Below are 19,896 nucleotides of genomic sequence, written 5' to 3' on the forward strand. Positions count from 1 at the left end.
TTTGGGCCGGGAGGGCAAGTCCTAGATTGCCGTCATCGCAGAGCGAACCCGACGGCTTCCCCGCCGGTCCGCCAGACGGGAGACCCTCGCCATGACCGCCGCTACCTCCGCCGCTACCTCCGCCTCCACCGGCCTGCACCACGTCACCGCCATCTCGGGCCCGGCGCGCCGCAACCTCGATTTCTACACCCGCGTCCTCGGGCTGCGGCTCGTCAAGAAGACGGTAAACTTCGACGATCCGGGCACCTACCACCTGTATTACGGCGACGCGGCGGGCGCGCCCGGCACGATCCTGACCTTCTTCCCCTGGGAGCACGTCGCCCCCGGCCGGGTCGGAATCGGGCAGACCGAGGAGACGGCGTTCCGGGTGCCGGAGGGCGCGATCGGCTACTGGACGCATCGCCTCGTCGCGGCCGGCATCGCCTTCGAGGCCCCCGCCAAGGTCTTCGGCGAGACGGTGCTGCCGTTCCGCGATCCGGACGGGATGCGCCTCGCCCTGGTGGGCGTCGCCGGCGCCGGGGCCGAGCCGGCCTGGGAGGGATCCGAGGTGCCGGCCGAGCACGCGATCCGGGGCTTCCACGGCGTGACCCTGATGCTGCGTGAGAGCGCCCCGACCGCCCGGGTGCTGACCGAGGTGCTCGGGCTCGCGGAGACCGGCCGGGAGGGCTCGCTCACCCGGTATGCCGGCACGGCCGGCCTCGGCGCCCACGTCACCCTGCGGGAGGTCGGCGGCTTCCTGCCGGGCCGCGCGGGCGGCGGCTCGGTCCACCACGTCGCCTTCCGGGCCGCCGACGACGCGGCGCAGGAAGCGATGGCGGAGCGGGCCGGGGCGCTCGGCCTGCAGGTGACCGAGCAGCGCGACCGCAACTACTTCCGCTCAGTCTACTTCCGCGAGCCCGGCGGCGTGCTGTTCGAGATCGCCACCGACGATCCGGGATTCGCCGCCGACGAGCCGGCCGCGGCGCTCGGCCAGGCCCTGAAGCTGCCGGGCTTCCTTGAGCCGCACCGGGCCGAGATCGAACGGGTGCTGCCGGCTCTGGCGTAATCGAGAAGGGGGCCCGGACCGCGGGAGCGGTCCGGGCCGTCTCGCGATGCGTCCCGACCGGGAACGCGGACCGGGCCTTCCCCGTTGTCGGTCTGGAACATTCAGCGAACATGGGAAGCCTTCATGACCACCAAGGCCACGACCACCAAGGCGAAGACGGCCGAGACCGAGAACCCGAAGCAGGACCCGAAGGACACCTCGAACCGCATCAAGGACCCGAAGGACTGGACCACCGGCTCCGAGCCGATGACCGGGGCGCAGGCCTCCTACCTCAAGACCCTGGCCGAGCAGGCCAAGGACGACGAGGCGTTCGATCCCGACCTCGACAAGGCCGAGGCCTCGCAGCGCATCGACGCCCTGCGCAAGGAGACCGGCAAGGCGTGAGCCGGTGGCACGGACCCCGGCAGCTCGCGGACCAAGCAGAGTGGAAGATGTGGACGGAGCCGCCGCGAGGCGGCTCTTCCCGTGACGGGACCTCGTCTGCCGTTCCGAGGTTCAGGCCGGGGCGGAACACTGGCCAAGACATGACCGGGTGACGGTGGCGGCGTGAGAGCATGATGACGCTGCCCTCCCGGCAGTCCGGATGACTGCCGGGAAAGCGCGCCTTGCGGGTGATTCCTCCATCGCATTAACCCTTGGTGAGGAGGTCGGGCCCTATTGTCCGGCACGACGGATCGAGGGGGCTTGACGTGCTTGGCAGATCGCGGGGGGCGAATGCAGTCCGGCGGTTCCGGCGCGATCGGTCCGGCACGACGGCGATCGAGTATGCGCTGGTGGCCGGCCTGATCTTCCTGGCCCTGACGACGGGGCTGGCGGTCTACGGCAACTCCGCCGGCAGCCTGTTCGGCAATCTCAGCACCCGTCTCCTCGCCGTCCTCGGCTGAGGCCCCATCCCGGCCGCCCCGTGCGACCGGCGCCGAACCGATCTCCACGACGTCGCACCGGGACGGCCCACCGACGCGATGGCCCTCGACGGGAGGGTCACGGCCCACCCCGGCGCCTCAGCGCGACTTCTCGAGCTGCCAGGTCAGGTGCGCGCGCACGGTGGGCCATTCGGGCGCCGTGATGCTGTAGACGCAGGTGTCGCGCAACGCTCCGTCCTTCGTGCGCTGGTGGTGGCGCAGCACGCCGTCGAGCTTGGCGCCGAGCCGCTCGATGGCGCGGCGGCTCTGGTGGTTCATGAAGTGGGTGCGGAACTCGACCGCGAGGCAGCCGAGCCGGTCGAAGGCGTGTCCGAGCAGCAGCCGCTTCGCCTCGGTGTTGAGCGGCGTGCGCTGGACGCGGGCGGCGTACCAGGTCGATCCGATCTCGACCCGCGGCCCCGCCGCGTCGACGTTCATGTAGGTCGTCATGCCGACGGGCCGGCCGCCCGGACCGTCCAGGACCGTGAAGGGCAGCATCGCGCCCGCCGCCTGGAGCCCGAGGCGCCGCTCGATCTCGGCCGCCATCCCATCGGGCGTGGGAACCGCCGTGTACCACAGCCGCCAGAGCTCGCCGTCGCGCGCCGCCTCCGCGAGGGCCTCGCGGTGGTCCCGCGACAGCGGGACGAGTTCGACGTGCCGCCCCGACAGGGTGACGGGCTCCAGGGCCATGGGTGCATCCTCGCAAGCGACGCAGGGATCGGGCTCGTCCGAGCCGGTGCCGCACGAGGGCGGCACCGGCCCCGGGGTACCCGAGGGGACGACCCCTTGGAAACAGCCAGTTCGGCGCGGCCGCGATGGTCCAGTCGGCGCCGGGCCGCCGACCGGGGCGCTACTCGGCCGCCAGCCCGAGATTGCCCAGACATTGCCGGATCTGCCCGGCCAGGATGTCGGCGAGGGGATTGGGCTCCTCCGCGTGGTGGCGCATCAGCCCGATGCGGCAGGCCGGCAGGGCCGCGAAGCCGTCCTGCGGCCCGAGCACCCGCATGCCGGAGCGCAGCGCGCTCTCGGGCAGGACGGAGACGGCGAGCCCCGCCAGGACCGCGGCCCCGACCGCGGTGGAGTTCCAGCTCACGAACAGGATCCGGCTCCGGCGCCCGCCGCGCTCCAGCGCCTCGATGGCGGCGCGGCGCCAGTTGCAGGCCGGCCGCCCGAGGGCGAGGGGCACCGGCGATTCCCCGTGCACGGCGTGCCGGCTGGAGGTGACCCAGAGCAGGGCCTCGGTGCGGATCGTCTCGATCTGTCGCCGCCGCTGCTCCTGGGTCGGACCCTTGGCCTCCGTGACGATGGCGAGGTCGATGTCCCCGTCGGCGATCCGATCGGCCAGCATGTCGGTGGGCTCGCACACCACCGTGACCTCGGCCCGGGGATGGGCCCGGGCGAAGCGCCCGAGGATCTCCGGCAGGTAGCGGTCGGCGTAGTCGTCCGGCAGGCCGAGCCGCACCCGGCCGGCGAGGTCGGCCTCCGCGAAGGTGGACAGGCACTCGGCCTGCAGCCGCACGATCCGCCGCGCGTAGTCGAGCAGGCGCTCGCCGTCGTCGGTCAGCCGCACGCCGCGGCCGGCCTTGCAGAAGATCTCGCGCCCGATCCGCTCCTCGAGCCGCTTCATCTGCATCGAGACGGCGGATTGCGTCTTGTTCACCGCCTCCGCCGCGCGGGTGAACGAGCCGGTCTCGGCGATCGCCACGAGGGTCCGGAGCTGGTCGCTGTCGAGGGGATGCACCGGGCCGCTCCGTCATCAATCCGTGTGATGTGACACATCTCAAGCATTCGCTCAACGCATCGACGCAGCTGGGCTATGGGAGGGGCGCGGATGAGCGCTGCCGGCCCACAACGAGGCTCGAGACGAGGTACGCCGAAAGCTCCCGCCGGAGACCACGATGACGATCAGCTTTGCCCCCTTCGGTGTCCTCTCGCTGGCGCTCGGCTTCGGCCGCAAGGGCGCGCAGATCGTGGCCCGGATCGTCACCCTGTGGATCAACCGCCGCGCCGCCTACCGCCTCGCCGAACTCGACGACCGCGCCCTCAAAGACATCGGCCTCACCCGCAGCGACGTGATCGGCGCCCTCGACCTGCCGTTCCGGCAGGACCCGACCGTACCCCTGGTGCATCGACGCCGCGCCCGGCGCCAACCTCCGCCGGCTCCGGTGAGCGTGCGGCTGGCCGCCCGGGACGGGCGGGCGGTGGAGGGGAGGGCGCGGGAGGCGTGAGGCGCGCGCGATCCATGATCGGAGCGCCCTGATGTTCGGTGCGCGATCGCCTCTCCCTGACCGGCGAGGTGATTGCTCCCGTTCGCCGTCGACAGGTGGACGTGGCCCGAATCCGTGCGCAATGCTCGGGTTCGGGCGCGATCGGCTCGATCGTGTCGGAGTTTATCCGAGCTTGCGCTTCGACGCTGAGCCAGGTCAGTTCTTCCGGTTCGGCTCACCCGGAGACACGAGCCCCAAATTCACTCGACCTCGTCGTCGACACGCGAGAGGAACGAGGGTGGAACTTGGATTCCTAGCTTCCTGGCCTTCTGAAGATTGACCGAAAGATAAAAATGTGTATTGAGCTGAACCGGAAGCTTTCCGGCTTGGGCTCCGTCGATTATTTTCTTGACGTAACTGGCTGCTTTTTTATAGGCATCGGCTTCCTCGGGGCCGTAGGCGACGAGGGCCTCGTTGAGAGTAGTGGCTTTATTGTATGCAACAACTGGAACGCGATATTTCTCGGTCATATCACTTATTGTCTGACGATGAACAAAGTTGAAGCTATCGTTCATCAGCACTAGGCCGCACTTCTTGTCTGACAGAGAAGTGACGAGTTTTTCTATAGCTTGCGCGTCATAAATCGGAGATAATATCGGCAAAACATTGAGAGAATTTGATGTCTCTTTGAACGGTTCGACATAATATTTGTAATATGGCGCCGTGCTGGGATTATATATCATCGATATGCACGGCATTTCTGGCACCAGTTCCTTAAGATATTGGACCCACTTTCCGGCAATGGTGCCCTCCGAGTTCACGAATCCGGTCACGTTCTGCCCTGGAACAGCAAGGCTCTCGACGAACCCGCTTCCGACGGGATCAGCCACCGTGGCGAAAACGATCGGGATGGTTTTGGTTTCCTGCAGAAGGGCGCGTACGACGGGTGTGGTCGCGGCAAAAATCACGTCAGGCTTACTGGAGACGATCTTCTTGGCGTGGAGCTTTGCTGCTTCGGTACTACCTTCGGTCCAGTAGTAAGCGTACTTAATGGCCGCATCTCTGGGCGTATCATTGTTCAAAGTGTCTACAAAGGCCTTTATTAGTTTTTTAGCGACGGCGTCGTTCTCTGAAAAATTTGTGATGACGGCAACTCTCTTGTCGAGGGAGCGTTCCTCGCTCGTGGCAATGCGAGAGCCAGCCATCAGCAATATGACTTGTATCATGATTATTCTTATCATCGTGGTACACTCCCACTCAAATCGAATGCCGAATGAAGGGCTATAGGGCTCAACACCGCGGTTGAATGCGATGACGCTGAAAACCCCGATATCGTATGAGTGCAATATTCAAGGTAAGAACGGCGAGTTGGATGATCGCTGTCCGGCACCAGGCTTTCGTGGGGTGAGACTTTGGCGATCGCGGATGCGACTCGCGCGGCAAACGCCTTCCGGTTCGCCAGGACGGAGGCTTCGATCCCGGCCCCTGGTGTTGTGAATTGAGCCTGAAGCGTCCGGACCCTTTCATCCAGGTCTGATCAGGACAGCGTGTTCCCGCCCTGCCTATCGGAAATATGGTCCTGAGCACTGTTGAAAAACCACCTCGCGTACTCACCTGCATTCCCGGATACATCCTGACCAGATCCGGACGCTCGGAGGCATCGGGTGCGATCGTCCGGCCAGCGCTCATTGTGCGCTCCCTGCGAGGCGGGAAACAGGGAGACATAATCGGAGCGTCGAGGCAATCAGGTCCTTAGTCGGCACAAAGCCAGTCCCCGTCTCTGTACCCGTTCTACGCCGCAATCTGACGTTGGATGAAAACGCGTTCTGACACGCATAGGCCTCGTGTCGGCTAAGCTTGGACGAGGTCATTCTTCACGGGGCGACGCGCATAGGTCGGAACGATGCGGTCCCGGTCACGACGCTCGTGGCCGTGATGCCGCCGCGCCTCGCCCGGGCCGATGCGACACCGCCGTCGGTTGTCAGATCTACGGGAGCCGTGCAGGCCGCCCATCATCCGCTTCAAGGCGCGCCGCCTCCCTACGCTCCAGGACCCCCACGGTCCGGAACGCCAGCGCCAGCCCCACCACGCCGAACAACGCCGACCCGACGCCCGTCCCGGCCATCGCCCCCTCCGGCCCCGCGAGATGCGCGCCGAGCAGCGCCGGCGGCATGGTGCCGAGCGTCGCCCGGCCCCAGTTGAGGGCGCTCGCGGCCAGCGGGAAGCCGAGATTGTTGAACGAGGCGTTGCCGAGGAAGAGTAGGCCGTTGAAGAACCAGATCGCCCCGCCGGCGAGGCAGAAGAAGGCGAGGAGGTCGGCGGCATCGCCGGAGAGCCCGAACAGGGCCGTGAGCGGCCCGCGCCCGAGGAGCAGCGCGATCCAGACGGCGCCCACGTAGAGGCCGGTCACCAGGGCGGCGTCGCGCAGGGCGGAGCGCATCCGGTCGAAGCGGCCCGCGCCCCAGTTCTGGCCGAGGATCGGCCCGACCGCGCCCGACAGGGCGAACAGCCCGCCGAAGGCGACCGGGACCAGCCGGTCGACCACGGCGTTGCCGGCGAGCGTCGCGGTGCCGAAGCCCGCCATGACGTGGGCCAGGAACGCGCTCGCCACCGGCGGGGCGAGGTTGGTGAGCACGGTCGGCAACGCCACGCTCAGGATCGGCCCGGCATCGGTCAGGACCGCCGCGAGGCTCGGGCGCGCCACCATCCGGTGGACCCGCACCGCGCCGGAGAACCCCACCCACGCGAAGGCGAGGCGGGCCAGCACCACGGTGATCGCCGCCCCCTCGATCCCGAGGCTCAGCCCGAAGATCAGCACCGGGTCGAGCACGGCCGTCACGGCCGCGCCCGCGAGCGTGACGTTCATGCTGCGCCGCGCGTCGCCGACCGCCCGCAGCACGCCGGAGAAGCCCATGCCGAGCGCCATCAGCACCGCCGAGGGCAGGGCGATCCACAGGAAGGTCCGGGCCGCCGGGACGGTCTCGGGCGTGGCGCCGATCAGGCGCAGGAAGGGCGCGAGCAGCGGCAGCAGGACCGCGACCACCAGCCCGGAGGCGACGACCGACAGGACGAGGGCCGAGGCGGCGAGCCGGCGCGCCTCCCCGACATCGCCGCGGCCGAGCGCGCGGGAGACCAGGGCGCCGACCGCGATCATCGTCCCGATATTGATCGAGACCGCGAAGACCTGGACGATGGTGGCGAAGCCCACCGCCGCAGTCAGGACCGGGTCGCCGAGCCGGGCGATGTAGAGCAGCGACAGGAGGTCGACGAGGAAGATCGCCATCAGGCCGACCGAGCCCGTCGCCGCCATCACGACGACGTGGCGGAAGGTCGAGCCGGTGACGAAGCGGGGAGGCGGGGCGGCCCCGGTCTCCGGCGGGCGGACCTCACCCATCGGCGCCGGCCCGCTCGCGGGCGATGATGTCCTGGGTCTCGGCCGTCAGGGCGTGCGAGCTGCGCTGCGGCGCGGTCAGGGGCTCGGGCTTGATCCGCACCAGGCTGCGCAGCGGGTCCGTGCGGTCGAGGGGGTCGCCGGCCTGCTGCAGCACCAGCCGGGCGAGGTCCCGCTTGCGCACGTCGTCGACCGTGCGCGCCGCCTCCTCGGGCGAGAGGCCGAGGGCCTCCAGGGTGGCGCGCCCGAAGGCGAGGGCCGATTCGAAGGTCTCGCGGATCTGGTAGTCCACGTCCCGGCCCATCGCCTCGATCGCCTGGATCCGGTCGAACACCCGCACGTAGGTGCGGGCGGCCGGGAACTCGGCATGGACGAGGTCGACGATCTTGAGCGTCGCCTCCGCGTCGTCGATGCAGATGCAGACCACCTCGGCCTTGCCGGCGCCGGAGGCGCGCAGCACGTCGAGGCGGGTGCCGTCGCCGTAATAGACCCGGAAGCCGAACCGGGCGGCGCTGCGGATCTGCTCGACGTCCTTGTCGATCACCGTGATGCTCAGCCCCTGCGCCAGCAGCACCTGGTTGAGGATGTGGCCGAAGCGCCCGAAGCCGATCACCAGCACCCGCGCCTCGGCGCCCTCGATCATCTCGGGCTCGGGCTCGAGCGGGGTGGTGGTGCGCCGCGCCAGGAGCCCGTCCAGGGCCTTGGCGCCGATCGGGCCGATCAGCATGGTGATGGCGGCGAGCGCGATGGCGAGCCGCCCGGAGGGGCCGTCGACGAGGCCGAGCTCCTGGCCGACCGGCAGCAGCACGAAGGCGAACTCGCCGGCCGGCGCTAGCACGGCGGCGCCCCGCAGCGCATCGAGCCAGGGCGAGCCGAACAGCCGGAAGAGGCCGGCCACCAGCGCGACCTTGATCAGGATCGCCGCCACGGTGGCGGCCGACAGCCCGAGCCAGTTCTGCCCGACGAGGGCGAGGTCGATCGACATGCCGACGCTCATGAAGAACAGGCCGAGCAGCATGCCGCGGAACGGCTCGATATCGGCCTCGAGCTGGTGGCGGAAGTTCGATTCGGCGAGCAGCAGCCCGGCGAGGAACGCCCCCATCGCCATCGACAGCCCGACCTCCTCCATCAGGAGCGCGGTGCCGAGGACGACCAGGAGGGCGGCCGCCGTCATCACCTCGCGGGCGCCGCTCGCCGCGAGCATCCGGAAGAACGGGTTGAGGCCGTAGCGCCCGACCAGCACCACCCCGATCACCGCCGCGACCGCGGTGCCGGCCGATTGCAGCGCCGTGCCGAGCCAGGCCTCGCCGCCCCCGCCCGTGCCGGTCTGGGCGATCAGCGGCAGGAGGGCCAGGATGCCGACGATCGAGAGGTCCTGAAAGAGCAGCACCGCGAAGGCGCGCTGGCCGTAGGGCGCGGAGAGGTCGCGCCGCTCCTCGAGGAGCTGGAGCGCCACGGCGGTCGCCGAGAGGGCGAGCGCGATGCCGATCACCGTCGCGGCCCCGCCCGAGAGGCCGGTGAGGAACCCGAGCCCCCCGAGCGCCAGGGCGCAGAGCCCGAGCTGGAGCGTGCCCAGCCCCAGGATGTCGCGCCGGAGCGAGATCAGCCGCGAGATCTCGAGCTCCAGCCCGACGATGAACAGGAGGAGCACCACCCCGAGCTCCGAGACGCTGCGGGCGGTCTCCGGCTCGGTGATGAGCGAGAGGCCCGACGGGCCGATCACCACGCCGGCCACGAGGTAGCCGAGCACCGCGCTCTGCCCGAGGAGGCGGAAGATCGGCACGCCGATCACCGCGGCGGACAGGAAGGTCAGGACCGGCGGCAGGAAGCTGGCGTGGTCGGCGGCGGTCGCCATCGGGCGGGGATCTCCCGGGTTCGAGGTCGGCTCGAACCTTCCCTTAACCCGAACCAGGCCGCCGGGCTAACCCAGGCCGTAGCCCGACAGCGTCGCCTTGCGGCCGGGGCCGCGTTTGCCGCAGGGGCGCTGTCGCGCGCACGACCTATTGATCGGCGCGATTGCGTGGCACAAGAGGTTGACAGGGGCCGCCCCGCCTCGCCACATCCCGGACCATGAGCGCCTCCGTGAACCAGACCGACGCCGGTGCCGCCGCGCCCGCGAAGCCGCCCCTCGAGATCCTGCTGTGCGCCCCGCGCGGCTTCTGTGCCGGCGTGGTGCGGGCCATCGACGTGGTCGAGCGCGCACTCGCCCTCTACGGCCCGCCCGTCTACGTGCGGCACGAGATCGTGCACAACAAGTACGTGGTCGAGAGCCTGAAGCGCAAAGGCGCGGTCTTCGTCGCCGAGCTCGACGAGGTGCCGGACGGCACGGCCCCGGTGATCTTCTCCGCCCACGGCGTGGCCAAGACCGTGCCGCAGAACGCGGTCGCCCGCGGGCTCACCACCATCGACGCGACCTGCCCGCTGGTGACCAAGGTCCACCGCGAGGCCGAGATCCACCACAAGCGCGGCCGCCACGTGCTGCTGGTCGGCCATTCCGGCCACCCGGAGGTCGTCGGCACCATGGGCCAGCTGCCCAAGGGCTCGATCACCCTGGTGGAGGACGTCGAGCAGATCGAGGCGCTGGAGCCCGAGAACCGCGACAACCTCGCCTGGGTCACCCAGACCACGCTCTCGGTCGACGATACCCGCCACGTGGTCGAGGCCCTGAAGCGCAAGTTCCCGACGATCGTCGGCCCGCACAAGGACGACATCTGCTACGCCACCACCAACCGCCAGGAGGCGGTGAAGCAGGTCGCCCCCCTCGTCGACGCGCTGATCGTCGTCGGCTCCTCGAACTCCTCGAACTCGCAGCGCCTGCGCGAGGTCGCCGAGCGGGTCGGCTGCCCGATCACCCGGCTCGTCAACCGCGCCGAGGACGTCGACTGGGACGCCTTCTCGAATATCCGCCGCCTCGGGCTGACCGCCGGCGCCTCGGCCCCCGAGGTGCTGGTGGAAGAGATCATCGACGCCTTCGCGACCCGCTACGAGGTCACCGTCGACACCGTCTCGACCACCACCGAGGACATGGTCTTCCCGCTGCCGCGCGAGCTGCGCAGCGAGGCGGCGGAGTAGGGCGGGTTCCCTTCCGGCGGAGACCGGCGTTTCAGGATGAGGCGCGGTCCCCCCTCTCCAGGCGATCCCGGGCTTGCCCGGGATCGCCTGGAGAGGGGGGACCGCGCCTTTTCAGGTCGGCCGGTTTCCCGTTTATTCGTCCATTCCCAGAGCAAAGCAGAACGGTCGTGGCGGTCTACACCGAGGTTCCGGACGAGGCGCTGGCCGCCTTTCTCGCCGCCTACGACATCGGCGATCTCCTCTCCTACAAGGGCATCGCCGAGGGGGTGGAGAACACCAACTTCATCCTGCACACCACGACCGGCTCCTACATCCTCACCCTCTACGAGAAGCGGGTGAAGGAGGGCGACCTGCCGTTCTTCCTCGGCCTGATGGAGCACCTGGCCGCCAACGGCCTCGCCTGCCCGCAGCCGATCCGCACCCGTGACGGCGCCGCCCTGGGCCGGCTCTGCGGCCGGCCCGCCGTGATCGTGTCGTTCCTGGAGGGCGTCTCGGTGCGCCGGCCGGGCGTGCGCCACTGCCGGGCGCTGGGCCGCGCGCTCGCCGGCCTGCACGCGGCCGGAGCCGGCTTCGCGATGCAGCGGCCGAACGCCCTCTCGGTCGCGGGCTGGCGTCCGCTCTTCGAGGCGGCCGAATCCCAGGCCGACCGCGTCGCCCCGAATCTCGCCGCCCGCACCCGCGAGGATCTGGCGCTCCTCGAGGCGTCCTGGCCCCAGGACCTGCCGGGCGGCGTGATCCACGCCGACCTGTTCACCGACAACGTCTTCTTCCTCGGCGACGACGTCTCGGGCCTGATCGACTTCTACTTCGCCTGCACCGACGCCTTCGCGTACGACCTGGCGATCTGCCTCAACGCCTGGTGCTTCGAGGCCGACTACGCCTTCAACCGCACCAAGGGGCAGGCGATGATCGCCGCCTACCAGGCCGTGCGCCCGCTCACGGCGCGCGAGGTCGAGGTCCTGCCGCTGCTCGCCCGCGGCGCCGCCCTGCGCTTCATGCTGACCCGCCTCGTCGACTGGCTCAACGTGCCGCCCGGCGCCCTGGTGAAGCCGAAGGACCCGCTCGAATACGACCGCAGGCTGGCGTTCCACCGGAAGGTGGCGCGGGCGGAGGAGTATGGGTGGAGCCCGGTGGCGGGATGAGCCGGATGCGGGCATTCTGCAGGCATGCGCGCCGTCGCCCGAGAACTCGCTGCGCGACGAGGTCGTGACGGTCTACGACGCGATGATGCGTGATCCGGATCGTGGCCGGTCGGTCGACAGCGTGCGGGCCAGTCTTCAGGCGCGCCAGGTGGCTCGCATGCAAGTTGGCTTGCCCTGACCGTTGATATCTCTCCGTGTCATCCCGGGTTCCGCTGCGCGGCCCCGGGATGACGAGAGCGGGTGTCAACGCCGTCGAGAAGGCCGCACGGACTTCGAAGGCTGCGTGCCCTCACAACCGCGCCAGCAGCTCCGTCTTCTTCGCGGCGAACTCGGCCTCGGTGAGCACGCCCTTGCGGTGCAGCTCCGACAGCCGCTCGATCATCGACAGCACGTCGCCGGTCGGCGCAGTACCGCCGCCAGCCGGTGCGCCGGCGCCGACCGGCTGGTGACCGGAGGGGGCCCAAGCCTCCGATGTCGAAGTCTGCGACGTCGACGCCCCCGACGCCCAGGCCTCCGCCGACGCCTCCGGCCCGCCCTGGGGCACCCCAGGATTGTGGCCCGCCTCCCGCGCCGGCCCGTCCACCACGGGGAGCGTGTGCAGGCTGACCGGGCCGTGCTGGCTGGTGAAGCTCAGCGTGGAGCCGGAGCCCTGCTGCTGCGAGACGCCGCCGATCCGGTGGTCGCCGGTGTCGTAGAGCGTCACGCGGCCGCCGGTCTCGATCGCGAGGCGGCGGGCGTCGGGGAAGAAGGCGTAGCGCGACTCGTTCTGGGAGCCCGCGGTCGCCGGCTGGCCGAGGCCTTCGGGCCACCAGGACCCGCTCGAGAAGCCCTGTCCTGAAAAGCCCTGGCGCCCGGCCGGCATCGCCAGGGCGAGGGGCGCCAGCGCGTCGCAGAGCGCCACGACCCGGGCCTTGAGGGCGCTGTTGAACATGTCGCCGATCATCGTCATGCCGCCGGCGGTCCACTGGCCCATGCCGCCGAGGTCGGGATGGTCGAACTGCGCCATGCGGCCGTGACCGCGGGCGAGGGCGTCGAGGAGGTGGCGGGCGGCGTCGGGGCTGACGCCGTGGCGGGCGGCGATCGCATCGAGGTCGGACATGGGTCAAGTCGCTCCGGAGCAGGGGAGCACTTAGCGCAGTCTCTGCCGGAGAGGAAACCGCCACGGTGGCTGAAAAGCAGGCGGCCGCAACGCGGCCGGTCACGGCGCGTCGGTGGGCGGCCGCGTGCCCGGCACGTCCGCCGTCAGGCTGGCCTTGTCCACCGCGGCGTCGGCGGCGGTCACCGTGGCGGCCCGCACCGTCACCGGCGGCTCGACGAGGCGCATCGGACAGCCAGCGTCGGGCGGCGCATAGCGGGAGGGGTGGTCCGGCGTCGGCGTGTTGGGGCGCCAGTCGCCGCGGGCCGGCACCCGGTCGAGGCCGATGGGGTAGACCGTCACGGTGTCGCCGGCGAGGCGCAGCCGCAGGAAGTGCCGGTAGCCGTCGAGTCGCAGGGCGCTGAACGCGTCCTCGTGGTTGAGGTCGAGGTGGCGGGCCCCGAGCCAGAGGCCGGCGCCGAACAGCGTGCCGCCGATGAGCCATCCCACCAGGAATCCGGGCGGCAATACGCCGAAGAACCGGCCCCAGCCCGCCCCGGCGCCGCCCGGCGGGTAGCCCGCGATCGTCAGGCAGAGGGCGGCGGTCGCCAGGATCGCGCCCGCGTGCAGGCTCGCCTGGGCGAGGGCGAAGAGGGTGGCGCGGCCCTTGCGGACCGGCTCCTGGCGGCGGCCATAGGCCGTGAAGCCGGCCGCGAGGACGAGCCAGGACAGGAGCGCCGTGTCGAGCCGCATCCGGGCGAAGGCCCAGGCGCCGAGGAGCGCGTAGACGGCTCCGAGCAGGGCGGAGAAGCCGGGGTTGCGGAAGGCGAAGCCGAGATTGCCCCGCAGGAGCCGCCGGCTCTCCGCCTTCGGCGGATGGCAGGCCTCCAGGGCGAGTCTGTCGGCATCCGGGCGCAGCCAGGCGACCGGGATCTCGTCCCTGAGGGCCTGGGTGCCGTGCAGGAAGGCGCCGCCGCCGCCGGAGGTGATGAACTGGGTCGAGAACGAGCTCGCGTAGCGCGCGTAATGGTGGGTGTCGCCGGACAGGACCAGGACGATCCGCAGGTTGCGCGAGCCCGGCGGTCCCTCGCCCTCCGTGGCGTTGGCGATGATCCGGGCGGCGTAGTGCAGGCTGCGGAAGGCGCCCTCCTTCTCGTCCTCGTACCAGCCGGGCTTGGCGGTGCAGAGGATGATCTTCGCCCCCGGCCGCATCGCCTGCGCGATCCCGACGAAGTAGTCGGCCTGCGGCTGGTCCATGTTCTCCGACAGGGCGATGTCGATGCCCCAGACCCACCAGTCGTCGCCGAGATGGAGGGCGAAGTAGCTCCTGCGCTGCGGCGTGCGCCAGTGGCCGACCTCGGTCGGCTTCGCGCGGCAGAACCGCGCCATGAACGAGACCAGGCCGTCGTACCAGTCGTGGTTGCCGGGGACGAGGTAGAGCAGCGGGTTCGGGCCCGGGCTGCCGTCCGGAAAGGCAAGCTCGTAGGGGGCGATCAGCCGCGTGCGGTACTCCTCCATGCCGGAGGACGGGTAGACCTGGTCGCCGCCCATCACCAGCAGGCGCCCCCGGGGCAGCGCCGCGCTGCCCCCCGGCAGCGTCGCGCTGCCCCCCGGCAGCGCCGGGCCGTCGACCGTGAGGCTCGGCTGCGCCAGGTGGTAGGCGACCGCGTAGGTGGCGTCGAAGCCGTCGCCGAGATCCGAGACGTAGTCGATCCACCGCGCCCCGTCGGCCCCGGGCGTGACCACCTGCGACAGGTCGGCCCGGGCGAGGTGGGTATCCGGCGAGGCCTGGTCGAGGGCCGCGATCAGCAGGCGGCGGTCGGCGTAGCGCTCGAAGGTTTCGCTGACGATCACCCGCAGCAGCAGCCGGGCCAGCAGGCCCGGGTCGAACCACGAGGTCATCCCCGGGAACTGCGTCAGCTCGGGGTTCCGGCGCATGGGGGCCGCCTCGCGCGATCGTCGATCGGTGGCGATCCTTCACGGGCCCGCCCCGGCGTCAAGGCGACCGCCCGCCTCAGCCGCGGCCCGGCAAGACGCCGCGCAGGTGTTCCAGCACCGCAGGCCACCGCCCGGGCCGCTGCGGCAGGGGCGGGATCGTCGGCGAGAGGTGCCAGCTGCCCGGATCCGCGCGCATGTCGCGCTCGCGCAGGGTCTCGATGGTCTCGATCCTGTCGAGAAGCGCGCCCGCCACGGCTTCGGGCTCCCGAAACGCGAAGTTGAGGGAGAAGCCGTCGCCGACATGGCTGCTGGTGCCGACGGGATAGTAGTAATGCGCCTGCGTGCCGGTGAGCCGGTCGATCAGCTGGTAGGTCGCGCTCAGCGTGAGCCGGTCGGTCAGCGCGATCACCTGCCGGCCGGGCGGGGCGAACAGCAGGGTGTGGAAGGCCGATCCGTTCGAGCCGAGGATCACCCGGTGGCGGGCGAACAGGCGTACCTGCTCGGGAAAGCTCAGGAGCTCGGGGAAGACGATCCGCACCCCGTTGCGCTCGAGCAGGGCCGTCACCGCCTCCTCGTTGGTGAAGCGGCGCACCCCATGCGTCAGGCGGGCCTTCGACAGGTAGACCGGCTGCGGATCGGCATCGACGTCCTCCGGCGCGTAGTAGGCGCCCCCGATCCTCCGGCACAGGTCAGCCAGGATCGGAAAGGCGTAGTCGTCCTGCTGCAGGGCGGCCTGCGGCACCAGGAGGGTGGGGATCCGCATCGGCCGGTCGAACGAGGCGAGGTCCTGGACGCCCAGGCCGAGCCGGCCGAGGATCTCCGGGATGAACGCGGTGGCCTCCCAGGGCACCGTCGGTCCCAGGCTGTGGCAGAGCAGCGTCGGTCGCACGGCCTCCCCGGCGAGGTCGTCGAGGGGCCAGAGCCGCGCCAGGGTGTTGATGATGAAGTGGCCGAAATGCTGCTGGAGCGCCCCGACATAGAGGTAGGTGCCGGGCGGTGCCGCCTCGGTCACCGGGCCGAGGCCGTCCGGCCACTCCGTCGTCTGCCAGAACGGGGTGCGGTCGGCGCCGTAATAGTCGAGGGATTCCGGCACCATGCGGCCCGCGGCATCGAAGATCGCCGGCACCTTGTCGAGGCCGGGAGCGCGCGTGAGGTACTGGGCCTCCTCGACCACCCGCAGGATCGGCCGGCCTTCGCGCACCTCGGCACGACCGTAGAACATCTCGCACCGCTGCAGGATCATGCCGATCTCAGGATTCCCGTCTCGCGCGGGGCGTCAGGCCTGCGCCGCCGGGCTCGCATCCCCCGGCACCTCAATCACGGCCCTTAAGCCGCCGAGTGCGGCCGCGTCGAGGCGCAGGCGGCCACGATACAGGGCGGCGAGGTCGGAGACGATCGAGAGGCCTAGCCCGGAGCCGGGCTTGGTCTCGTCGAGCCGCCGGCCGCGCTCGAGCACCGCGGCCCGGGCCTCCGGCGGCAGGCCCGGCCCGTCATCCTCCACCGTGACGATCAGGTGCGGGTACTCGCCCTGGCCGATCACCTCGGCGCGGATCGAGACCCGGCCTTGCGCCCATTTGGCGGCATTGTCGACGAGGTTGCCGATCATCTCCTCGAAGTCCTGGCGCTCGCCGCGGAAGCGCAGGCCCGGGGTGATGCTGGTGTCGAAGGTCAGGTCCTTGTCGTAGAAGATCTTGCCGAAGGTGCGCACCAGGGCCGCCACCACCGGCTCGACATCCGTGAAGGTGCCGAGCGCCCCGGCGAGCGCCGCGGCGCGGGCGCGGTCGAGGTGGTAGTTCACCTGGTCGCGCATCACGGCCGCCTGCTCGCGCACCTTGACGGCGAGCTCGCTGTGGGCGTCCCCCGCCGAGGCCTCGTTGACGATGATGCTGAGCGGCGTCTTCAGCGCGTGGGCGAGGTTGCCGACCTGGGTGCGGGCCCGCTCCAGGATCTCGCGGTTGGTCTCCAGCAGCAGGTTCACCTCGCCGGCGAGCGGCGCGATGTCCCGCGGGTACTGGCCCGAGATGCGGTCCGCCTCGCCGCGGCGGATGGCGCCGAGCGCCGCCCGCAGCTTGATGAGCGGCGCGAGGCCGAAGCGGATCTGCAGCAGGGTGGTGAGGCCGAGCGACAGGCCGAGGAGCGCGAAGGTGGTGGTGAGCGCGAAGGTGAAGCGCCGCATGTCGGCGGCGATCTCGTCGGAGGGGCCGGCGACCCGCACGACGTAGCGGCCCTCCTCGCCGAGGTCGACGGCGCGCTCGATGATGCGCAGGGGCCGGTCGTCCTGCGCCTTGCCGTAGCCCTTGCGCAGCTGCCCGGCCCCGGCCTCGCCGACCGCGTTGTCCGGCGGCTGGAGCGGAACCCCGACGAGGGAGCGCGAGGTGCGCAGGTCGCGCGGGCGGGCGTTCGGCCGGCCCACCTGCCAGTACCAGCCCGACAGCGGCAGGTCGAAGCGCGGGTCGCCGAGCGCCCCGAAGCTGCGCGCCTCGGAATCCGACGGCGAGACCAGGTTGGTGGCGAGATCGTTGGCGTAGACGAGGAGCCGGCTGTCGAAGGCGCGCTCGGTGGTCTCGCGGTAGAGGGTCGAGAGGATCAGCCCGGCGATCAGCAGGATCAGCGCGCTCGACAGCACCGAGGAGACGGCGAGGCGGACCGCGATCGAGCGCTTGCGCCACGGCCGCCACCCGAGCGGCCAGGGACGGGACGCGGCGGGATCGCCGGTGCCGACGAGACCCGTCTCGGCCGCCCCGGCGGGCGCCGGCGCCTCGGCCGCGGCCCGGCCGGGGCCGGTCACGGCTGCGATCCGCCGGCGCCCGCGTCGATCAGATAGCCGAGGCCGCGCACGGTCTGGATCAGGTCGACCGCGAGCTTCTTGCGCAGGCGCCCGACGAAGACCTCGATGGTGTTCGAGTCGCGGTCGAAATCCTGGTCGTAGAGGTGCTCGGTCAGCTCGGCCCGGGACACCACCCGGCCGGTATGGTGCATCAGGTAGGAGAGCAGCCGGTACTCGTGCGAGGTGAGCTTGACCGGGCTGCCGTCGACGAAGACGCGGCCGGAGCGGGTGTCGAGCACGACCGGGCCGACGCTGATCTGGCTCGTCGCGTGGCCGGCGGTGCGGCGCAGCAGCGCCCGCACCCGGGCCAGCAGCTCCTCCATGTGGAAGGGCTTCGTCACGTAGTCGTCGGCGCCGGCGTCGAAGCCGTTGACCTTGTCGCTCCAGCGGTCGCGGGCGGTGAGGATGATGACCGGGGTCTTCACCTGCGCCCGGCGCCAGCCCGACAGCACCGACACGCCGTCGGCCTTCGGCAGGCCCATGTCGAGGATGATGCAGTCGTAGGGCTCGGTCTCGCCGAGGAAGGCGCCCTCCTCGCCGTCGAACGCCTTGTCGACGGCGTAGCCCGCCTCCTCCAGGGCGCCAACGACCTGGCGGTTGAGATCCCGGTCATCCTCGACCACGAGCAGACGCACGACCCGAACCCCTTTATCTCGGTCCAGCCCTCACCATTGGCCGGAGACTTGGCCCGATCGGGCATCCACCATCACGTGCACGAACTGCCCGTCCTTGCGCAAGGCCGTCAGCATGTAGACCAGGGCCTCGTTCCGACGGCAGAGGTTGGCCCGCACGATGTCGGCCCGCGGCACCGCGGCGCGCGCCGCCCGGATCGCCGCCACCGGCTCGACCACGCGCTTCTCGGCCACCGCCTCGCGCAGGTCGCCGGAGGACAGGCAGGTCTGGGCCGTCTCCGCGGCCTTGACCGGCCGGGGCGGCACCGCCCCGGTGGCGGCCTCGTCCCGCTCCTCCGCGGCCGCAAGCCAGCCCGTCGCGCCGGCGAGGCCGACGAGGGCGGGGAGCAGGAGGAGGACGAACTGGCGCATGCCGGGGACCATCGTCGCCGTGCACTGAATGCACCCTGAATGCGACTGTGCCGTGTTTCCGGCCCGGAAGCCGGTCACATCCTCGTGTTCCGGCGGGGCCAAGTCCGGCGAAGCCAAGTGCGACCGGGGCCAAGTGCGGCCGGGCTCAAGTGCGGCCGGGCTCAAGTGCGGCGGGGCGAAGTCCGGCTGGCGCGAAGCGTGGCCCTCGCGGCGCAGGCGAACCGATCCGGCCGCGCGGCCGTTATGGTTAAGGCTGCCTTCACCATCCCGGCCGACCCTGCCGGGCGCCAGCCAGGGAGATGCCATGCGCCCCGCCGCGTTCCCGATCCTCGCCGCCGCATGGTTCCTCGCCGGCGCGGCCTTTTCCGGGGCGGTCTTCGCTCAGGAGGCGACGCCGGAGCCGGCGGCCGTCATGGCCGATCCGGCGAGCGGTCCCCTGGTGCTGCGCATCCGCCCGCGGGAGGAGGCGCCGGAGGACGGCTCCGCGACCGACGCGGCCGAGGCCGCGCGCGTGGCTGAGGCCGCGCGCGTGGCGGAGGCGGCCCGCGACGCGGCGCTCGCCCGCGCCGCCGCGGCCCGCGAAGCCTTCGAGGCGCGGATCACCGCGCGGGCCAACCGGGCGATCGCCTCGGTCTGCACCGGCTGTCTCGGCCCGGTGCCGCCCTCATTGGCGCTGACGCCGCCTGACGTCGTGGCCGCGCCGCCGCGGCCGGTACCGGCTTCGGTCGCGATGACGGAGCCGTGAGGGCGGCCAGGCGGGGCGCGGCGGATCCCGACCCGCTCACGTCGCCGGTTCGCCGACGACGCAGTGTCGTGCCCTGCAAAAAGACTCGACACCTGCAAATCATCCAGACAATCTCCGGTGCAACCGTGATCAAGTGAAGCGGTGGCCTAAGTGCATCTCACAAAACTCCCGCTGCGCCGAGGCCGCCACACTGAGCCATGCCGGCGATCGGGAGTTTTGTGAGAGAGACTCAACCCGGATTCTTCAATCGGGCGTATGCGTCACAGGCGGCAGGAGGCGCGGATGGCGAAGCAGGTGGATCGGGATCAGCAGGTTCAGCCCACGAACCGTGATGCGGCGCGCGACAATCGATACGTGGCCGACTGGAACAGGAAGTCGCGGAAGGAGATCGTCCGCGACGCGATCGCCGATCTCGGCGCCGCCTTGAAGGAAGCCAAGGACAAGGGCCGCCTGTCCGGGGGTTGAGGGGGCCCGAGGCCGGATGATCCGGCGTGTGAGATCGTGACGGG

General features: G+C 70.8%; 19 protein-coding genes. 8 read left to right on the plus strand and 11 right to left on the minus strand.

The features are described from left to right. The first annotated feature begins 91 nt into the window (after positions 1 to 91). The 3 genes from EU555_RS15915 (at position 92) to EU555_RS15925 (ending at position 1,929) form a co-directional block, all read left to right on the plus strand. The gene (locus EU555_RS15915) at positions 92 to 1,045 is read left to right on the plus strand and encodes a ring-cleaving dioxygenase (protein ID WP_135415751.1); all 954 of its coding nucleotides are present in this window, start codon (positions 92 to 94) and stop codon (positions 1,043 to 1,045) included. Between the two features lie 123 nt (positions 1,046 to 1,168). Next, on the plus strand, positions 1,169 to 1,429 hold the full coding sequence (locus EU555_RS15920) for a DUF3072 domain-containing protein (RefSeq protein WP_135415753.1): 261 nt from the start codon (positions 1,169 to 1,171) through the stop codon (positions 1,427 to 1,429). 305 nt (positions 1,430 to 1,734) lie between these two features. Beyond that, positions 1,735 to 1,929, plus strand: a complete 195-nt coding sequence (locus EU555_RS15925) for a Flp family type IVb pilin (RefSeq protein ID WP_135415755.1) — start codon at positions 1,735 to 1,737, stop codon at positions 1,927 to 1,929. 117 nt (positions 1,930 to 2,046) lie between these two features. Here EU555_RS15925 and EU555_RS15930 read toward each other — a convergent pair whose 3' ends face one another. Together EU555_RS15930 and EU555_RS15935 are read right to left on the minus strand one after the other, a co-directional pair. Further along, the gene (locus EU555_RS15930) at positions 2,047 to 2,637 is read right to left on the minus strand and encodes a GNAT family N-acetyltransferase (protein ID WP_135415757.1); all 591 of its coding nucleotides are present in this window, start codon (positions 2,635 to 2,637) and stop codon (positions 2,047 to 2,049) included. 160 nt (positions 2,638 to 2,797) lie between these two features. Next, a complete protein-coding gene (locus EU555_RS15935; RefSeq protein ID WP_135415759.1) occupies positions 2,798 to 3,688 on the minus strand; it encodes a LysR substrate-binding domain-containing protein in 891 nt (296 codons plus the stop codon). A 157-nt stretch (positions 3,689 to 3,845) separates the two neighbouring features. Between EU555_RS15935 and EU555_RS15940 the strand changes: the two genes are divergently transcribed. Continuing rightward, entirely contained in the window at positions 3,846 to 4,175 is a 330-nt protein-coding gene (locus tag EU555_RS15940; protein ID WP_135415761.1) for a DUF1127 domain-containing protein, read from the plus strand. A gap of 239 nt (positions 4,176 to 4,414) precedes the next feature. Here EU555_RS15940 and EU555_RS15945 read toward each other — a convergent pair whose 3' ends face one another. From EU555_RS15945 to EU555_RS15955, 3 genes are all read right to left on the minus strand, one after another. Continuing rightward, positions 4,415 to 5,395: an ABC transporter substrate-binding protein gene (locus EU555_RS15945; protein ID WP_135415763.1), complete on the minus strand. Its 981-nt coding sequence runs from the start codon at positions 5,393 to 5,395 to the stop codon at positions 4,415 to 4,417. A gap of 746 nt (positions 5,396 to 6,141) precedes the next feature. Continuing rightward, positions 6,142 to 7,548 carry an MATE family efflux transporter gene (locus EU555_RS15950; RefSeq protein ID WP_135415765.1) on the minus strand — a complete coding sequence of 469 codons (1,407 nt, stop codon included), beginning with the start codon at positions 7,546 to 7,548 and terminating at the stop codon, positions 6,142 to 6,144. Continuing rightward, a complete protein-coding gene (locus EU555_RS15955; RefSeq protein WP_135415767.1) occupies positions 7,541 to 9,400 on the minus strand; it encodes a monovalent cation:proton antiporter-2 (CPA2) family protein in 1,860 nt (619 codons plus the stop codon). Before EU555_RS15955 ends, EU555_RS15950 begins: the two co-directional genes overlap by 8 nt. Before the next feature lie 215 nt (positions 9,401 to 9,615). Between EU555_RS15955 and ispH the strand changes: the two genes are divergently transcribed. Together ispH and EU555_RS15965 are read left to right on the plus strand one after the other, a co-directional pair. Next, the gene (gene ispH, locus EU555_RS15960) at positions 9,616 to 10,617 is read left to right on the plus strand and encodes a 4-hydroxy-3-methylbut-2-enyl diphosphate reductase (RefSeq protein ID WP_135415769.1); all 1,002 of its coding nucleotides are present in this window, start codon (positions 9,616 to 9,618) and stop codon (positions 10,615 to 10,617) included. Between the two features lie 167 nt (positions 10,618 to 10,784). Beyond that, positions 10,785 to 11,759, plus strand: coding sequence for a homoserine kinase (locus EU555_RS15965; protein WP_135415771.1), 975 nt, complete (start codon positions 10,785 to 10,787; stop codon positions 11,757 to 11,759). Positions 11,760 to 12,048: 289 nt separating this feature from the next. Here the strand turns inward: EU555_RS15965 and EU555_RS15970 are convergent, their stop codons facing one another. From EU555_RS15970 to EU555_RS15995, 6 genes are all read right to left on the minus strand, one after another. Continuing rightward, a complete protein-coding gene (locus EU555_RS15970; protein WP_135415773.1) occupies positions 12,049 to 12,858 on the minus strand; it encodes an SHOCT domain-containing protein in 810 nt (269 codons plus the stop codon). A 99-nt stretch (positions 12,859 to 12,957) separates the two neighbouring features. Continuing rightward, the gene (locus EU555_RS15975; protein WP_135415775.1) at positions 12,958 to 14,772 is read right to left on the minus strand and encodes a hypothetical protein; all 1,815 of its coding nucleotides are present in this window, start codon (positions 14,770 to 14,772) and stop codon (positions 12,958 to 12,960) included. 76 nt (positions 14,773 to 14,848) lie between these two features. Continuing rightward, the gene (locus EU555_RS15980) at positions 14,849 to 16,015 is read right to left on the minus strand and encodes a glycosyltransferase family 61 protein (RefSeq protein WP_135415777.1); all 1,167 of its coding nucleotides are present in this window, start codon (positions 16,013 to 16,015) and stop codon (positions 14,849 to 14,851) included. A 33-nt stretch (positions 16,016 to 16,048) separates the two neighbouring features. Next, entirely contained in the window at positions 16,049 to 17,425 is a 1,377-nt protein-coding gene (locus tag EU555_RS15985) for a sensor histidine kinase (protein ID WP_135416140.1), read from the minus strand. Between the two features lie 131 nt (positions 17,426 to 17,556). After that, on the minus strand, positions 17,557 to 18,234 hold the full coding sequence (locus EU555_RS15990) for a response regulator transcription factor (protein ID WP_135415779.1): 678 nt from the start codon (positions 18,232 to 18,234) through the stop codon (positions 17,557 to 17,559). Between the two features lie 30 nt (positions 18,235 to 18,264). Next, a complete protein-coding gene (locus tag EU555_RS15995; protein WP_135415781.1) occupies positions 18,265 to 18,642 on the minus strand; it encodes a PepSY domain-containing protein in 378 nt (125 codons plus the stop codon). A 304-nt stretch (positions 18,643 to 18,946) separates the two neighbouring features. On the opposite strand from EU555_RS15995, the gene EU555_RS36195 reads away from it, so the two are divergent. Next, the gene (locus tag EU555_RS36195) at positions 18,947 to 19,387 is read left to right on the plus strand and encodes a hypothetical protein (RefSeq protein WP_167858562.1); all 441 of its coding nucleotides are present in this window, start codon (positions 18,947 to 18,949) and stop codon (positions 19,385 to 19,387) included. Positions 19,388 to 19,669: 282 nt separating this feature from the next. Beyond that, positions 19,670 to 19,852: a hypothetical protein gene (locus tag EU555_RS16010; protein ID WP_135415787.1), complete on the plus strand. Its 183-nt coding sequence runs from the start codon at positions 19,670 to 19,672 to the stop codon at positions 19,850 to 19,852. Positions 19,853 to 19,896 lie beyond the last annotated feature (44 nt).

This window comes from Methylobacterium nonmethylotrophicum (assembly GCF_004745635.1).
Taxonomy (GTDB): domain Bacteria; phylum Pseudomonadota; class Alphaproteobacteria; order Rhizobiales; family Beijerinckiaceae; genus Methylobacterium; species Methylobacterium nonmethylotrophicum.

What these genes read in the sequence shown, in the direction of transcription:
- EU555_RS15920 (WP_135415753.1), top strand. Translation starts at nt 1,169, where the DNA reads ATGACCACCAAGGCCACGACCACCAAGGCGAAGACGGCCGAGACCGAG.
- EU555_RS15980 (WP_135415777.1), bottom strand. Translation starts at nt 16,015, where the DNA reads ATGATCCTGCAGCGGTGCGAGATGTTCTACGGTCGTGCCGAGGTGCGC.
- EU555_RS15930 (WP_135415757.1), bottom strand. Translation starts at nt 2,637, where the DNA reads ATGGCCCTGGAGCCCGTCACCCTGTCGGGGCGGCACGTCGAACTCGTC.
- EU555_RS15915 (WP_135415751.1), top strand. Translation starts at nt 92, where the DNA reads ATGACCGCCGCTACCTCCGCCGCTACCTCCGCCTCCACCGGCCTGCAC.
- EU555_RS36195 (WP_167858562.1), top strand. Translation starts at nt 18,947, where the DNA reads ATGCGCCCCGCCGCGTTCCCGATCCTCGCCGCCGCATGGTTCCTCGCC.
- EU555_RS16010 (WP_135415787.1), top strand. Translation starts at nt 19,670, where the DNA reads ATGGCGAAGCAGGTGGATCGGGATCAGCAGGTTCAGCCCACGAACCGT.
- ispH (WP_135415769.1), top strand. Translation starts at nt 9,616, where the DNA reads ATGAGCGCCTCCGTGAACCAGACCGACGCCGGTGCCGCCGCGCCCGCG.
- EU555_RS15940 (WP_135415761.1), top strand. Translation starts at nt 3,846, where the DNA reads ATGACGATCAGCTTTGCCCCCTTCGGTGTCCTCTCGCTGGCGCTCGGC.
- EU555_RS15970 (WP_135415773.1), bottom strand. Translation starts at nt 12,858, where the DNA reads ATGTCCGACCTCGATGCGATCGCCGCCCGCCACGGCGTCAGCCCCGAC.
- EU555_RS15945 (WP_135415763.1), bottom strand. Translation starts at nt 5,395, where the DNA reads ATGATAAGAATAATCATGATACAAGTCATATTGCTGATGGCTGGCTCT.
- EU555_RS15950 (WP_135415765.1), bottom strand. Translation starts at nt 7,548, where the DNA reads ATGGGTGAGGTCCGCCCGCCGGAGACCGGGGCCGCCCCGCCTCCCCGC.
- EU555_RS15955 (WP_135415767.1), bottom strand. Translation starts at nt 9,400, where the DNA reads ATGGCGACCGCCGCCGACCACGCCAGCTTCCTGCCGCCGGTCCTGACC.
- EU555_RS15975 (WP_135415775.1), bottom strand. Translation starts at nt 14,772, where the DNA reads ATGCGCCGGAACCCCGAGCTGACGCAGTTCCCGGGGATGACCTCGTGG.
- EU555_RS15995 (WP_135415781.1), bottom strand. Translation starts at nt 18,642, where the DNA reads ATGCGCCAGTTCGTCCTCCTCCTGCTCCCCGCCCTCGTCGGCCTCGCC.